The organism is Niastella sp. OAS944, assembly GCA_024809215.1.
Classification (GTDB): Bacteria; Bacteroidota; Bacteroidia; order Chitinophagales; family Chitinophagaceae; genus Niastella.
In genome coordinates, this window is sequence record JANUBW010000001.1 from 1,727,109 (window position 1) to 1,742,904 (window position 15,796).

Annotated in this window: 9 protein-coding genes; 7 read left to right on the forward strand and 2 right to left on the reverse strand. The window is 43.7% G+C overall.

Annotated features, from left to right (window positions below; translation table 11 throughout):
- Positions 1 to 232 precede the first annotated feature (232 nt).
- The 4 genes from GGD38_RS06785 (at position 233) to sucD (ending at position 5,594) form a co-directional block, all read left to right on the forward strand.
- Entirely contained in the window at positions 233 to 2,551 is a 2,319-nt protein-coding gene (locus tag GGD38_RS06785) for an NADP-dependent malic enzyme (protein ID WP_375298769.1), read from the forward strand.
- Between the two features lie 327 nt (positions 2,552 to 2,878).
- Positions 2,879 to 3,550, forward strand: coding sequence for an MlaE family ABC transporter permease (locus tag GGD38_RS06790; RefSeq protein ID WP_375298768.1), 672 nt, complete (start codon positions 2,879 to 2,881; stop codon positions 3,548 to 3,550).
- A 46-nt stretch (positions 3,551 to 3,596) separates the two neighbouring features.
- A complete protein-coding gene (locus GGD38_RS06795) occupies positions 3,597 to 4,406 on the forward strand; it encodes an ABC transporter ATP-binding protein (RefSeq protein WP_375298767.1) in 810 nt (269 codons plus the stop codon).
- A gap of 315 nt (positions 4,407 to 4,721) precedes the next feature.
- Positions 4,722 to 5,594 carry a succinate--CoA ligase subunit alpha gene (gene sucD / locus GGD38_RS06800; protein ID WP_375298766.1) on the forward strand — a complete coding sequence of 291 codons (873 nt, stop codon included), beginning with the start codon at positions 4,722 to 4,724 and terminating at the stop codon, positions 5,592 to 5,594.
- Positions 5,595 to 5,753: 159 nt separating this feature from the next.
- Here sucD and GGD38_RS06805 read toward each other — a convergent pair whose 3' ends face one another.
- On the reverse strand, positions 5,754 to 6,629 hold the full coding sequence (locus GGD38_RS06805) for a DUF4476 domain-containing protein (RefSeq protein WP_375298765.1): 876 nt from the start codon (positions 6,627 to 6,629) through the stop codon (positions 5,754 to 5,756).
- Between the two features lie 282 nt (positions 6,630 to 6,911).
- Between GGD38_RS06805 and GGD38_RS06810 the strand changes: the two genes are divergently transcribed.
- From GGD38_RS06810 to GGD38_RS06820, 3 genes are all read left to right on the forward strand, one after another.
- Positions 6,912 to 12,977, forward strand: a complete 6,066-nt coding sequence (locus tag GGD38_RS06810; protein WP_375298764.1) for an alpha-2-macroglobulin — start codon at positions 6,912 to 6,914, stop codon at positions 12,975 to 12,977.
- Between the two features lie 251 nt (positions 12,978 to 13,228).
- On the forward strand, positions 13,229 to 14,284 hold the full coding sequence (locus GGD38_RS06815) for an NAD(P)/FAD-dependent oxidoreductase (RefSeq protein ID WP_375298763.1): 1,056 nt from the start codon (positions 13,229 to 13,231) through the stop codon (positions 14,282 to 14,284).
- 33 nt (positions 14,285 to 14,317) lie between these two features.
- A complete protein-coding gene (locus GGD38_RS06820; RefSeq protein ID WP_375298762.1) occupies positions 14,318 to 14,740 on the forward strand; it encodes a hypothetical protein in 423 nt (140 codons plus the stop codon).
- Between the two features lie 78 nt (positions 14,741 to 14,818).
- On the opposite strand, the gene GGD38_RS06825 is transcribed toward GGD38_RS06820, so the two are convergent.
- Positions 14,819 to 15,619, reverse strand: a complete 801-nt coding sequence (locus GGD38_RS06825; protein WP_375298761.1) for a zinc-dependent peptidase — start codon at positions 15,617 to 15,619, stop codon at positions 14,819 to 14,821.
- Between the last annotated feature and the right edge of the window lie 177 nt (positions 15,620 to 15,796).

A 15,796-nucleotide genomic window follows, 5' to 3' on the forward strand; every position in this document is an offset into this window, starting at 1 on the left:
TTCTTAACTAAATTCCGTGAATTGCCCCATGTGCGCTATTAATTCATATCTAATTGATTGAAAATGTGTTCATGGTAAGCCCAGTTCAATCCCAAATGTGGTGGGGTACCTGGTGAAAAATTAAATAATAACTGATGAAACGTCCATTCCAAAATTTTCATTACGCATTTAAATCAATGAAAATTTTGGAATGGTAAGTTCCATCTGGCTAAAATAAAATTATTAATATCAGATGAAAAAAGAACTGCGAAAGGAATCAGCCTTAGAGTATCATGCAAAGGGCCGTCCTGGTAAGATTGAAGTTATCCCAACCAAAGAAGCAAAAACTCAACGCGACCTGTCGCTTGCCTATTCACCCGGTGTAGCCGAGCCCTGTCTCGAAATTCACGCAAACCCGGAGTCTGTTTATAAATATACCGCCAAAGGAAATCTTGTTGCCGTTATCAGTAACGGTACGGCCGTTCTTGGTTTGGGCGATATTGGCCCCGAAGCCGGGAAACCTGTAATGGAAGGTAAAGGCGTATTGTTCAAAATATTCGCCGATATCGATGTATTCGACATTGAGATCAATGAAAAAGATCCTGTGAAGTTTGTTCAAATAGTTAAAGCGCTGGAACCTACTTTCGGCGGCATTAACCTCGAAGATATAAAAGCGCCCGAGTGCTTTTACATTGAGCAGGAGCTGAAAAAGCAAATGAAAATTCCGGTGATGCACGATGATCAGCACGGTACCGCCATCATTAGCGCTGCCGCGGTACTGAACGCACTGGAAATACAAAAGAAAAAAATTGAGAAATGTAAGTTCGTGGTAAATGGCGCCGGCGCCGCCGCCATTGCCTGCATAAAATTATACGAAGCCCTGGGCGCGCTTCGCGAAAACATCCTTGTTTTCGATAGTAAAGGCCTTATTCACGAAAGCCGCACCGACCTCGATGAACTGAAAAAAGAATTCATTTCTAAAGGCAAGAACGTAACGCTTGAGCAATCGCTCGATGGTTGCGATGTATTTATTGGTCTTAGTAAGGGCAATGTATTAACGCCAGACATGGTAAAGAGCATGGCCAAGAACCCACTGGTGCTGGCTATGGCCAACCCCGATCCTGAGATCACGTACGAAGCCTGTACCAACGCCCGTAAAGATGTTATTATGGGTACCGGCCGCAGCGATTATCCTAATCAGGTTAATAATGTGTTGGGCTTTCCATTCATTTTCCGTGGCGCCCTCGACGTTCGTGCTACGCAAATCAACGAAGCCATGAAACTGGCTGCTGTTAAAGCGCTGGCCGAACTGGCTAAAAGCCCTGTGCCCGATATCGTTAACATTGCCTATAACGAAAAGAACTTATCGTTTGGCCCCAACTATATTATTCCCAAACCACTGGATCCACGTTTGTTGAGCACCGTTGCCCCGGCCGTTGCCAAAGCAGCCATCGAAAGCGGTGTTGCACAAACGAAGATCACCGATTGGGAAACCTATTCAATTGAACTTGATAAACGCCTTGGTTTAGATAACCAGTTGATGCGTGTGCTTGGCGCCAAAGCCCGCCGCAATCCTAAACGACTGATCTTTGCTGAAGCCGATAACGTTAAGATCTTAAAGGCTGCACAGATCGCTACGGAAGAAAAGATCTGCTATCCCATACTGTTAGGTGACGAAAAGAAGATCAGACAGATGGCTTTAGAGCACAATATCGACCTCGATGATATGGCCATCATTGACCCGCGCGATGATGAGTATGAAGAAAAACGCAAACAGTACGGTGAACTGTTCTTCAAAAAACGCCAGCGCAAAGGCGTGAACCTGTATGAGGCCTGCAAAATGATGAAAGACCGCACCTACTTTGGTTCTATGATGGTGGAGTGTGGCGATGCCGATGCTGTGATCAGCGGTCTTACCCGCAACTATGCTGAAGCCATTCGTCCCGCATTGCAGGTTATTGGTATGGAAGAAGGCGTTAAGAAGATAGCCGGTATGTACCTGCTGCTTACCAAAAGAGGTCCGTTGTTCCTGGCCGATACTACCGTGAACTTCAACCCAACAGCAGAAGAACTGGCCGATATTACCTTACTGGCGGCTAAAGAAGTACGCAGCTTTAACCTGGTGCCTCGTATTGCCATGCTGAGCTATTCAAACTTCGGAAGCAGCGATTCACCTGAAGCCAAGCTGGTAGCCAAAGCAAAAGACATTGTTAAGCAAAAAGATCCTTCTATTATTATAGACGGTGAAATGCAGGCGAGTATCGCTTTCCGTCAGGATATTCTTCGTGAGAACTATCCGTTCAGCGAGTTGGTTGATCAGGAAGTGAACACCCTCATTTTCCCCAACCTGGCTGCAGGTAATATTGCCTACAACCTCATGAAAGAGATTGGCGGCGCCGATGCAGTTGGCCCCATTTTGCTGGGATTGAAAAAACCAGTGCACGTACTGCAATTGGGCAGTTCGGTTCGCAGCATTTATAACATGGCGCTTATTGCCGTTATTGATGCCCAACTGAAATGCGACGGCCAAAACCAGGAATCGGCTAAAAAGCCCTGGTGGAAAAAGAAGTAAACCCGGCCCGCCCCGGCGGACCGAATGAAGAATGTTGAATGTGAAATGTAAAATGAAGAAGTAAATACAGTTCCGGATCCGGTTGACCGGGACATATAAGTTGCAGGTTACAGGTTTCGGGTTACAGGGAAAATTCATTTATACCCCCTTGTAACCTGCAACCTGAAACCTGTAACTATTTCATAGCTAACCCAACAAAAAGCCCCTCTTTTGCGTTTTGAGGGTTAAGCCGTACTTTTACACTATTGCTTATATATCATGACGTTATTTACCGAATTTGGCCGTTACCTATTGATGCTTAAAGGAATGTTTTCGAAACCAGAGAACATGAAAATGTATTGGAAGGAGCTGATGCACCAATGTAACGAAATAGGTATTGGCTCACTGGGGATCGTAATCATCATTTCTTTTTTCATGGGGGCGGTATCTGCCCTGCAAACAGCCTATCAGTTGGTTAGTCCGGTAATTCCCATGAGTACCGTAGCCCAAATTGTGCGCGATACGGTGATTTTGGAGTTTGCCCCTACCCTGGTATGTATTGTGTTGGCAGGTGTGGTAGGCAGTAAAATAGCCAGTGAGCTGGGTAATATGCGGGTGAGCGAACAAATTGATGCACTGGAAATTATGGGCATCAATACAAGGGCCTATCTGGTATTGCCTAAAATAATGGCTTCGATCATTGTAATCCCCCTGCTGGTGGTACTTTCGGCCGCATTGGGTATTTATGGCGGACAGCTGGCATCAACCACCGCAGGTATTTTGTCGCCTTCCCAATATGAAACAGGCTTGCTGCAGTATTTTCAGCCTTATAATGTGTTCTTCGCCCTGGTAAAAGCTTATACGTTTTCTTTCCTTATTTCCAGTATACCAGCTTATTATGGTTATCATGTTGAAGGTGGCGCCCTGGAAATTGGCAGGGCTAGTACCAAGTCGGTGGTAGTAAGTTGTGTGAGTATTTTAGGCGCCGATTACGTGCTGGCCGCAATATTGTTGCACTAGTTAAAGCTTTTAGCGAATTTTGATTTGTAGCATGAACTCATAAACCATGATTGAAGTAAAAAACATAAAGAAAGGATTTGGTGAGCGAACCGTATTGAACGGCGTTAGCGTTACCATGCAGGCAGGTAAATGTAACCTCATTATCGGCGCCAGTGGTAGTGGTAAAACGGTGTTTATGAAACTTATGGTGGGGTTAATGGTTCCCGACCAGGGCGAAATATGCTATGATGAGAAAGATTTTAATAAACTGAACAACGAAGAGAAAAAAGAAATTCGTCAACAGATAGGCATGCTGTTCCAGGGTTCGGCGTTGTTCGACAGTTTAACTGTTGAGCAGAACATTATGTTCCCGCTGAACATGTTCACCAAGGACACCTATGCCCAGAAATTAAAACGGGTGAACGAGGTACTTGAAAGAGTACGCCTGAAAGATGTGAACAGGAAATTCCCTGCTGAGCTAAGTGGTGGTATGAAAAAACGCGTAGGTATTGCACGCGCCATTGTATTAAACCCCAAGTATCTTTTCGTTGATGAGCCCAACTCGGGTCTCGATCCGCAAACCTCGCTGGTTATTGATAAACTGGTGCAGGAGCTCACTTTAGAATATAATATTACCACGGTGGTGAACACCCACGATATGAACAGCGTAATGGAAATCGGCGATCATATCATCTTTATGTACCAGGGTAAAAAAGAATGGGAAGGCAGCAACAAAGAGATCATTTTTAACAAGAATGAGCGCCTGAACGAATTCATTTTCGCCTCTGAGTTCTTAAAAGACGCCAAAGACATGCGTATGCTTGAGCAAACCGGTAAAATTGATAATAACCGGGATATGGATAAATTAATTGGCTAATGTGCTAATATGCGAATGTGCTAATTAATACAGTTCCGGCTCCAAGCCCTGTATTTGCTTGCAGCTGTATTTATTTCACGTTTCACGATTAGCGAAGCCTTGAATTTTGCGAGGTATTGCCGATTCACGATTGCCGACTGCCGTTTCCCGTTTCACGCCCACTTGCCACTCACTACTAGCTACTTGCCAATCACCGGCAACGTTTGCGCAATTAGATGTATTCATTAGCACATTAGCTAATTATCACATTAGCTAATTAGCCCATTATCCCCTATTTTTGCACACCCGATAAATTCGGTATTAAAAATTCCGCTGATGAGTATTTTAGTAAACAAACAATCAAAGATCCTGGTGCAGGGCTTTACCGGTACAGAAGGTACCTTTCATGCTACTCAAATGATAGAATATGGTACTAATGTAGTAGGTGGCGTTACACCAAACAAAGGAGGCACATTGCACTTAGACAGGCCGGTATTTAATACCGTAGCGGAAGCAGTAAGTGAAACCGGGGCTAATGTGTCAATCATATTTGTACCACCGGCTTTTGCCGCTGACGCTATCATGGAAGCTGCCAATGCCGGCGTTGAACTGATAGTATGTATTACAGAAGGTATTCCAGTGCAGGACATGGTTAAAGCCAAATTATACCTGCAAGGAACAAAATCACGCCTTATTGGTCCCAACTGCCCTGGTATTATCACTGCCGGTGAATGCAAAGTAGGTATCATGCCTGGCTTCGTTTTCAAAAAAGGTAAAATTGGTATCGTTTCTAAATCAGGTACCCTCACTTATGAAGCTTCTGACCAGGTTGCTAAAGCCGGTTTAGGTGTTTCTACAGCTATAGGTATCGGTGGCGACCCCATCATTGGTACAACTACCCGTGAAGCGCTGGAAATGTTCATGAACGATCCGGAAACTGAAGGTGTAGTAATGATCGGTGAAATTGGTGGTGGCATGGAAGCTGAAGCAGCCCGTTGGTATAAAGAGAACGGTAAAAAACCAGTAGTGGGTTTCATTGCCGGTCAAACAGCTCCTCCCGGACGTAGAATGGGTCACGCCGGCGCTATCGTTGGCGGTGCAGAAGATACAGCTGCAGCTAAAATGAAGATCATGGAAGAATGTGGTATCACTGTAGTAAGCAGCCCTGCTGATATTGGTGTTACTATCGCTAAGATCCTTAAGAAGTAAGATTTAACTTACTATATATAAAAGTGCCACGCCTTAAAGGTGTGGCACTTTTTTCTTTTACACCCTTCCCAACTGCCCCCCACACCCGATACAAATAAATACACACATAAAAAAACCTCCCGGTGCATTGGGAGGTTTTTCTTTTTATAAAAGAGTGCATTAATATGGTTTGTATGTTCTTACATATTCAGCCAGTTCCTCTTTCGATTTGCTAAAACTGAACACAGTATAAACAATAAAATAATTCTTGGGGTCAAGGGTTTTACCATACATGTACTTGGCAATTTCCAGCTTGCTGGCTTCAAAAGAAAATGTTGCCAGCAATGTTTTGGCCTGTGCCGAAGTAAACCAATTCTGATCGATACCCGTTCTGGCAATAGCCTTGCGTGAATCATCAAAACTTTCGCGGCGGATAGCTTCTATAAACGCACCAAAGGTGTTATCGTTCATAGGTTGAGGTGGCGGCGGTGGCGCAGGCGGGTAATTATTGTTAGGATAGTTGTTATTAGGGTTATTGTTATTTCGTGGCGGCCAGTTATTATTGTTGTTACCGTTGTTGCCATTATTGTAACCACCATTATTGCCATTGTTATATCCACCATTATTACCATTGTTATAGCCCCCGTTATTACCATTATTGGGGTAATTGTTCCTTACGTCATTGCGGGCATCATAATACTGATTATCGGCCATTTGCGCCTCATCGTACATGGCACGGCCAAACCGGTTAATAACAATGTCTATAAAAAACCTGGGTTTCACATACACGCCCTTGTTATATAACATTACCCGTTTAAAAGGAAATACTTTGGTGAGTATCGATACCTTTATCAAATGATTACCGGGTCGCAGATCGCGCAATACAAAAGCAGTAGTGTAATCCTTATAATCGGTATAAACTTTGCCATCGATCTCAATCATTATTTCGTCACTGCTTAAATTAGTAATGCTTAAAATGCCATCACTATTACCAGCGTGAGCCCGCGCCACAAAGGCCAGTACGATAAAAAGGGTTTGGATAAACGTTTTTTTCATGTTGGGTGTTTTTCGGGCACAAAGGGTCATATTGTGCCTTGATCCATATAGAACGAAAACCCGGGTATTTACGTTGCATAATTCATAGAATAAAATTTATATTTATTATTAATATATATAATATACCCCGCACGCTTTGCCCGTTTGCCCTAACGCCCGTTCCCCGGTACTTTAACTTTTTAGTGTGTGTAAATAATTGGCATCTTGCATCGGTTTATAGTAATTGGAAGTCAATCTTCTACCCAGAGACCCGGATTAATAAATTGTATAAAACTTGGCGTAATGATTATTAAGAGAATTTTATCGCTTGTTTGTTCAACCATGCTTATTTTGGTAGCAAACGCGCAACAAAAGATGAAAATGTACGAGAAAGAATGGAAACAGGTAGATAGCTTTATTCAAAAAGCCGGACTTACCGAATCGGCCCTTACCGCCGTTAATAACATTTATTCACAGGCTAAAAAAGAAGGCAACGATGCACAGGTAATAAAAGCCCTGTTATACCGTGCCGAATTACAGCAGTACAAAGAAGAAGAGGCCGTTAAAAAAAGCATTCTGCAACTGGAAACAGAAATTACCGCCTCAAAAGATCCCGTAAAAGCCGTTTTACAAAATGTAACCGCCCAAAAATACTGGACCTGGTTCCAGCAACACCGCTGGCAGTTATATAACCGCACTCAAACCATCAACTTTCAAAAAGATGACCTGGCTACCTGGAGCACCGAAGATTTTCATAAAAAAATAGGGGAATTATATCTCGCTTCACTTAGCAACGAAAAATTACTACAACAAACCAAACTTGAACCCTTTGACCCCATAATCATAAAAGGGAATGTTCGTCACTTACGCCCTACCCTGTTCGATCTGTTGGCGCACCGCGCACTTGATTATTTCAAGAACAATGAACGCAACATTAAAAAAGCGGCAGATGCTTTTGAGATCGATGATGAAATAGCATTTGCCGATGCCAAAGAATTCATGGGCCATAAGTTCACAACAACCGACAGCCTGTCACTGCAATTCAAAGCCCTGCAACTGTACCAACGCCTGTTGCAATTTCATGCAGCTGATACAAAACCCGATGCTTTTATTGATGTTGACCTGGCAAGAATAGAGTATGTATACAGCAATGCTGTAATGGAAAACAAAGAAGCCTTGTATATAAAAGCGCTTGAGCAGGTTGGTAACAAATATCAATTTATTCCCGCGGCTACCCAGGCCTGGTATTTACTTGCCCAATGGCATGTTACCCAGGGCGCTCAATACAATCCGGAACATGGCGATACCAACCGCGATGACTATTTAAAAGCAATGAGCATTTGCGATAAAGTGATCGTTCAAAAAGACAGCAGCGAAGGAAAACTCAATTGTCAGAACCTCGTACGTGAGATCACCCGCCGGGAGCTAAACCTGCAAACAGAAAGAGTAAACGTGCCCGGCCAGGCCTTTCGCACATTACTAAGCTGGCGCAATTTTACCCAACTAAGTATTCGAGTGGTAAAATTGGATGCTAAAACAAGGGAGTCATTAGGCAACAACACCTGGGATGATGAATACTGGAAAAAACTCCTAAAATTACCTGCCGTAAATTCATTCCGTACAACCCTGCCCGATACCCGCGATTATCAAAAGCATGCTGTAGAATTAAAGATCGATGCATTGCCTGTTGGCGAATATGCATTGGTTGCCAGCGTTGACGCTGATTTTTCTATACCCAAAAACCAATTGGCTGTACAACAGTTTTATGTTTCGAACATTGCTTACATCAACAAAGGTTCCGAATACTTTGTTGTAAACCGCGAAACCGGCAGCCCACTGGCCAATGCCAAAGTACAGGTATGGACCCATACCTACGATTACAATGTTCGTAAGTATACCGATACCAAAGGGCAAAGCGGTGTTACCAACGACAACGGACTTATTACACTTAGCAATTTTGCAGACCGTTCCGACCGTAATTATAAACTTGAAATAACTACCGGCAATGATCGTCTGATGCTGGAAGATTACATGTATAATTACACGTGGGCGGGTACCGAAGCGGAAGAAAAAATGACGAAGGTGGCCCACCTGTTTACCGACCGCTCTATTTACCGGCCGGGACAAACCGTATACTTTAAGGGTATATTGCTAAGCTATAATTCAAAAACGCGCGAGAACACTATTCTTCCCAATTTTGCAACCACTATAACCTTAAACGATCCTAACGGTCAGCAGGTTGGTTCAATACCTGTTACCACTAATGAATTTGGTGCCTATTCGGGAAAGTTTACCCTGCCAACCAATGTGCTGAATGGCGCATTCTCCATTCACGATAATGAAGCAGGCAGCAGCTTCAATATTTCGGTTGAAGAATACAAACGCCCCAAATTTCTGGTTGAACTTAACAAACCCACAGGCACCTATAAGTTAAATGAGAACATTACCGTAAATGGTACAGCAAAAGCTTATGCCGGTAATGTGATCGATGGCGCCAAAGTAAAATACCGCGTTGTACGGGAGACCATCATGCCTTTATGGTATGGCAGGTGGGGTAAAATGATATGGCCGCCTTATGGCCAGCAGGAAATGGAAATAGCCCACGGCGAATTAACAACAGACGCCAAAGGTGAATTCCATATTCAGTTCAAAGCAATACCCGATAATAAAGTAGCTAAAAAAGATCAACCTACTTTCTACTACAAGGTATATGCAGATGTTACTGATGTAGCCGGTGAAACCCGAAGCGGCAATACCGATGTGGCAGTGGCTTACCAGGCCTTGAAGCTGAATTTGCAAGGGCCCGACAAACTGCATACAGACAGTTTGAACCGCATTAGCATCAGCTGCACCAACCTGAACGACCTGTTTGAAAAAACAACAGTTACCGTTTCAATACATAAACTGAAAACACCCGACCGTGTTTACAGAAAACGCAACTGGCCCCAGCCCGATCAGTTTATTTTTACACAAGCTGAATACTACAGCCTGTTCCCATACGATGAGTATAAAGATGAGAACCAACCCGCAAAATGGGAGAAAGCAGAAAAGGTAGCTGAAAGAACTGATACAATAGCCGACGGCAAACCTTTCACCATCAACCATTCTCCTTTAGCTCCCGGCTGGTATGTTATTGAAGCCATTACAAAAGACAAATATGGCGAAGAAGTGAAAGACATAAAGTATGTACAACTGTACAACCAGTCTATTATAAGCTCTGTAGCATCGGGCGATGTTGAGAGCGGTAAAACAACTGTAACACCAGGCGAAAAAGCTACTTACCAGGTAAACACTACGCTGGATAATGTTTTTGTGCTGCACGAGGTTAGTAAAAAAGACGGTAAGAACAGAAGCTTTATCACGCTGAATAAAAACAGCCGTTCATTTGAAATACCGGTTACCGACACCGACCGCGGTGGCTTTGGTATTACCATTGCCTTTATAAAACACAACCGCTCATACACTGATTATCTGCAGTTCGATGTTCCTTATGATAACAAAGAGCTGAGCATTGCTTACGAAACCTATCGCGATAAAGCCCTGCCCGGCAGCGAAGAGAAATGGAAAGTGAAAATAAGCGGATTGAAAGGCGATAAGGTGGCCGCCGAAATGGTTACCGCTATGTACGATGCCTCGCTCGATCAGTTTAAAAAACATTTTTGGCATAAACCCAATCTGTGGCCTCATTTTTCAGCAGACGGAACCTGGAGCGACATGTATTGTTTTGGAACAGTACAATCGCAAGAGAAATACAATAATGCTGATACCTATATTGATGTAAATAAAACTTACGATGCGCTGGGAATTTCAATAGCTTATGGTAACGAAAGGGGCATTCGTATAGGGGCAGGCAGAAGAGAAGTAGCTCTTGCCGCGGCTGCACCTGAAGCTGCAAAAAAAATGGTGAGCGCTTCTGTTGCGAAGGAAGAAGCAGCAGCCGATGACAAAGCACCTTTGGCCTATGAACCAATAAAAGAACCGGTAGAAGATGCAGCCAAAGGCAATGAAGGTGGCGTACAAATTCGCAAGAACTTCAATGAAACGGCCTTTTTCTTCCCCCACCTGCATACCGATGCCGATGGCAATATTGAATTTTCGTTCACTATGCCCGAAGCGGTAACGCAATGGAAATGGATGAGCCTGGCCCATACCAAGGACCTGTCGCTGGGTTACAATGAAAAAACCATTGTAACGCAAAAAGACCTGATGGTTCAACCCAATGCCCCACGTTTTTTACGCGAAGGCGATCGCATGAACTTCAGCGCTAAAATTGCCAACCTTACCGATAAAGAAATTACCGGCCAGGTACAATTGCAATTGATAGATGCTACCAATAACCAATCCGTTGATGGCTGGTTCAAGAACGTAATGCCCAACCAGTACTTTACCGTTGCGGCCAAACAAAGCGTTCCCGTTACCTTCAGCATTGAAATTCCTTACCAGTATAACAAACCGCTTATTTATAGAATTGTTGCCAAAGCCGGCGCTATCAGCGATGGCGAAGAAGCCATGCTGCCTGTAGTGAGCAACCGTATGCTGGTAACTGAAAGTTTACCGCTGCCTGTACGTGGTAACACCACCAAAAACTTTACGTTTGAAAAGCTGGTGAAAAGCGGCAGCAGCGAAACGCTGAACAACCATTCGCTTACTGTTGAATATACAAGCAACCCGGCCTGGTATGCGGTACAGGCATTACCCTACTTAATGGAGTACCCGTACGAATGCGCCGAACAAATATTCAATCGCTATTATGCCAATGCACTGGCCAGCACTATTGCCAATGCTTCACCAAAGATCAAAGAGATCTTTGAGCGTTGGAAAAATGTTGATTCTGCTGCCCTGTTAAGCAACCTGCAAAAGAACGAAGAACTGAAGTCAGTGCTGTTACAGGAAACACCCTGGGTATTACAGGCTAAAAATGAAGCCCAACAGAAAAAGAACATTGCCCTGTTGTTCGATCTGGTACGCATGAGCGGTGAGCTTAATAAATGGATTCACAAACTACAGGAGCTGCAAAGCAGCAATGGTGGTTTTGTATGGTTCAAAGGCGGTCCCGATGATCGTTATATTACCCAATACATTTTAACCGGTATTGGCCACCTGAAAAAATTAAAGGCATTACCAAAGAACGATGTACTGGATGCAATCATCAGTAAAGCACTTCCTTACCTCGATGCCCGTATGAACGAAGACTATAAGGAAATGCTGAAACACAAAACCAAACTGCCACAGGACGACTATATAAGCCCGCTGCATATTCAATACCTGTATATGCGCAGCTTCTTCCCCGAAAGTGGTGTACCTGGTGGTGTATTGAAAGCCTATACCTATTACCGCACCCAATCGCAAAAGGCCTGGTTAAAACAAAGCCGCTATATGCAGGGCATGATCGCCTTATCATTACACCGCACCGGTGATGTGCAAACGGCTAAGAACATTGTAAAGTCATTAAAAGAAAATGCCCTTACAAATGAAGAAATGGGTATGTACTGGAAAGATTTTACCGCTGGTTATTACTGGTACCAAAGCCCTATTGAAAGCCAGGCGTTAATGATCGAGACCTTTAGCGAAGTAACAGCCGACATTACAGCTGTGAATGATATGAAATTATGGTTGCTGAAACAAAAGCAAACCCAGGACTGGAAAACCACCAAAGCAACGGCCGATGCCTGTTATGCCTTGTTGTTACAGGGTACCGATCTGTTGGTGAATACACCTGAAGTAACCATTAACCTGGGCAATACAGCCATCAGCAGCAAAGATCAGCAACAGGAAGCCGGCACCGGTTATTTCAAAAAAGTGTTCGATGAAAAACAAGTGAAGCCAGAAATGGGTAACATAAAAGTTACTGTTTCTTCGCCCAATAAAGAAGCCAATGCAGGTGCAAGTTGGGGCGCAGTTTACTGGCAATACTTCGAAAACCTCGATAAAATAACACCGGCAGCTACGCCATTGCAACTGACCAAGAAGTTATTCATTGAAAAGAATACCGATCGCGGTCCGGTTTTACAACCCATCAATGAAGGCGATGCTATTAAAGTAGGCGACAAAGTGAAAGTGCGTATTGAACTTCGTGTTGACCGCAGCATGGAATATGTACACATGAAAGATATGCGCGCTGCCTGTATGGAACCGGTGAACGTGATAAGCTCATATAAATGGCAGGGCGGCCTTGGTTATTATGAATCAACTAAAGATGCAAGCACCAACTTCTTCTTTGGCCAGTTACCCAAAGGCACGTACGTGTTTGAGTATCCCCTGTTTGTAACGCATACCGGTACTTTCAGCAACGGCATTACTACTATTCAATGTATGTATGCTCCTGAATTTACCAGCCATAGCGAAGGCGTGAATGTGAAAGTAGATTAATAGAATTCTAAGTATAAAACAAAGAAGGTGTCCCGGTTCAATTCCAGGGCACCCTTTGTTTTTCATGACTATTCGTTCGGGGCCAAGATAGTCCCATTTCCCTCTACTAAATCTGTGTAAATTCTCATTTGTAATTGAGATTTTTCCCGGCAACCAGTAACCGGTAACTGGTACCAGCAACTTTATTGCAAAATACTTCCTGCCCGACCAAAGTCTCCTTCAATTAATTTCCACCGCCTTACTTTTGCAGTATGCATGTTGATATTTTACTTATTGGCCAGGGTATTTGCGGAACATTCCTAAGCTGGGAGTTACAAAAAGCTGGTTATTCCTTTCTGGTTATCGATGATAATAACGCCGGCACCGCATCAAAAGTGGCGGCTGGTATTATAAACCCCGTTACCGGCCGGCGAATTGTAAAAACCTGGATGATTGATGAGGTGATGCCTTTTGCCTGGCAACAGTATACCAGCCTGGGCAATCAGTTGCAGATAACCGCCATTGAGCAAAAAGATATCATCGATCTTTTTCCAACGCCGCAAATGAAGCTGGCCTTTGAAAAACGCTATGCCGAAGACACGCAATATTTATCGCTTGGTACCAATGACCACGCCTGGAGCAATTACTTCAATTACGATTTTGGGTATGGCGTTATTACCCCCTGTTATTTGGTAAACCTGCAAGGGCTGTTACAAGCTTACCGACAGTCATTGGCAGCAGGTAATAATTTGATTCAGGAAAAATTCGATCATACGCAGCTGCAGGTGCAGCCCCATAAAGTACAGTATAAAGACATCACCGCACAACGTATTATATTCTGTGATGGCATTTCTTCATTCAGCAATCCCTGGTTCAGCAACCTGCCTTTTGCACCCAATAAAGGCGAAGTGTTGCTGATAGAAGCGAACGATATGCCCACCAATAACATCTTTAAAAAAGGGATCAACTGGGTACCCTGGCGCGATAATATTTTTTGGGTAGGCTCCTCTTACGAATGGGAGTTTACCAGCGACGCCCCTACCGATCTGTTTCGCGAAAGGACCCTGGCTACTCTTAAGCAATGGATAAAAGCGCCCATTCGCCTGCTTGAACATACCGCAGCGGTACGCCCGGCCACCCTTGAACGGCGCCCGTTCATTGGGTTTCACCCAACACAACCAGCCATAGGTATTTTCAATGGTATGGGTACCAAAGGTTGCTCGCTGGCGCCGTTTTTTGCCCCCCAATTGGTACAACATATTCAGCATCAAAGCCCATTACTGCCCGAAGCCGATGTTCAGCGATTTAAGCGTGTATTATCGAAATAAATTTAAATTTGCACCCTAAATCTCAACACTACTGTGGGTCAGGAATCAAAAGATCTGTATGTAATACCAGCCAAGTTCAGGAAGATGGAAAATTTGCATATCCTGTTTTGGCTTATCAAAGACATTTGCTGGTGTATGATCTTTAAGGCGCTGGGAATTGCCATGATCTTTCCTACCCTGGCCATTGCCATATTTATAGCCTGGCGCACCCGCCACATTGTTGCCGAGCTTACGCATAACATCGCCATCGCGTTATGGATCTTCGCCAACTCCATGTGGATGATCTCTGAATTTATGGGGGTAGATGAAACAGTAAAACCTTTCTGCCTGATTCCTTTCGGCCTGGGATTGTTAGTGCTACTCTACTATTATCTTATTTACGCTCCCTTACAAAAAAAGAAAGAAGCAGTCCTGGAAGCTACTGCAGCTAACCCGCAACACTATACTAATCCTTAAAAATAAAAAAGTGCCGGTTGCAACCCCGGCACAGGAAAACACAATACTCATATTTAGGCTAAAAAGGTAAATAGTGCGTTAGGCAGCCAGCTTTCTAATGTTTGCAATTGTAATTGGGTCCTGGCGTAATAATGTGGTCATAGCCGAATACAATTCAGGCATTTCGTGGCGCATGCGTACCGGATTTTCGAAGAATACTTCTACACTTACTGCCCAAAACTCCTGGTAATTGGTACCGGCATAATCATCGAGTAAATTCTTTGCACCCTGGCGCATGCTTTCAAAAATAGGGCGGGCCACTTTTGAGAAATTAGTCCATTCCTTTTTGAAATGTTTGTCTTCCTCTGTTTGGGAAATAAAGTTTACATAAGCAAGGGCATGTCCCATTTCATGTAACCCCATGTTACAATTGGGCGTATCGCCCCGCAGGCCTTTCATAAACTTATCCCACGATAAATAAATGCCGCTGTGGTCAACATGCCCTTCAAATGGGCGTGAGTAAAAACCATAATGATAATCGTGTTTCAACACATAGATATCTCTAAAGAAATTGAACTGGTACTTATCGAGTCCCAGCGTTAACTGCACAGCCGTGGCACTAATAAGAATGGGCATGTCGGCGCTTTCTTCCACTTCTATGTAATGGAATTTTTTAGCTTTCTTAAAGAGGTAAGTCCTGAACAGGAATTTGTGCTGGTTCTCCTGGTTCAGCCGGTTATAGTATTTCAGGTGCTGTGAAACAATTGCATGATAAACAGTTTCCTGGCCAAGAAATAGTTTGTACTGCCTTTTTTCGTACAGGAAATTATAGCACTTTAACAAAGGCCCCTGCAATACAATAATGACGAAGACCACCAGAAAAATGATCGAAACTTCCATAATGCGCTGATTTAATGATTAGGAAGGGGATCAGATCAACAGGTACATTGTGGTTTTCTAATAGAGAAGATGGATCTGTTCGGCTTTCAGGGATCCTGGGGGAGATATGGCAATTAAAGGGTGGTGATCAAATGAGAGTTGTATCTGGGTACAATACTATAAAGAAAATTTTAAAAA

Bases quoted from the DNA above. Each gene is read 5' to 3' on its own strand.
- GGD38_RS06785 (WP_375298769.1), top strand. From the start codon at position 233: ATGAAAAAAGAACTGCGAAAGGAATCAGCCTTAGAGTATCATGCAAAG.
- GGD38_RS06790 (WP_375298768.1), top strand. From the start codon at position 2,879: ATGAAAATGTATTGGAAGGAGCTGATGCACCAATGTAACGAAATAGGT.
- GGD38_RS06795 (WP_375298767.1), top strand. From the start codon at position 3,597: ATGATTGAAGTAAAAAACATAAAGAAAGGATTTGGTGAGCGAACCGTA.
- sucD (WP_375298766.1), top strand. From the start codon at position 4,722: ATGAGTATTTTAGTAAACAAACAATCAAAGATCCTGGTGCAGGGCTTT.
- GGD38_RS06805 (WP_375298765.1), bottom strand. From the start codon at position 6,629: ATGAAAAAAACGTTTATCCAAACCCTTTTTATCGTACTGGCCTTTGTG.
- GGD38_RS06810 (WP_375298764.1), top strand. From the start codon at position 6,912: ATGATTATTAAGAGAATTTTATCGCTTGTTTGTTCAACCATGCTTATT.
- GGD38_RS06815 (WP_375298763.1), top strand. From the start codon at position 13,229: ATGCATGTTGATATTTTACTTATTGGCCAGGGTATTTGCGGAACATTC.
- GGD38_RS06825 (WP_375298761.1), bottom strand. From the start codon at position 15,619: ATGGAAGTTTCGATCATTTTTCTGGTGGTCTTCGTCATTATTGTATTG.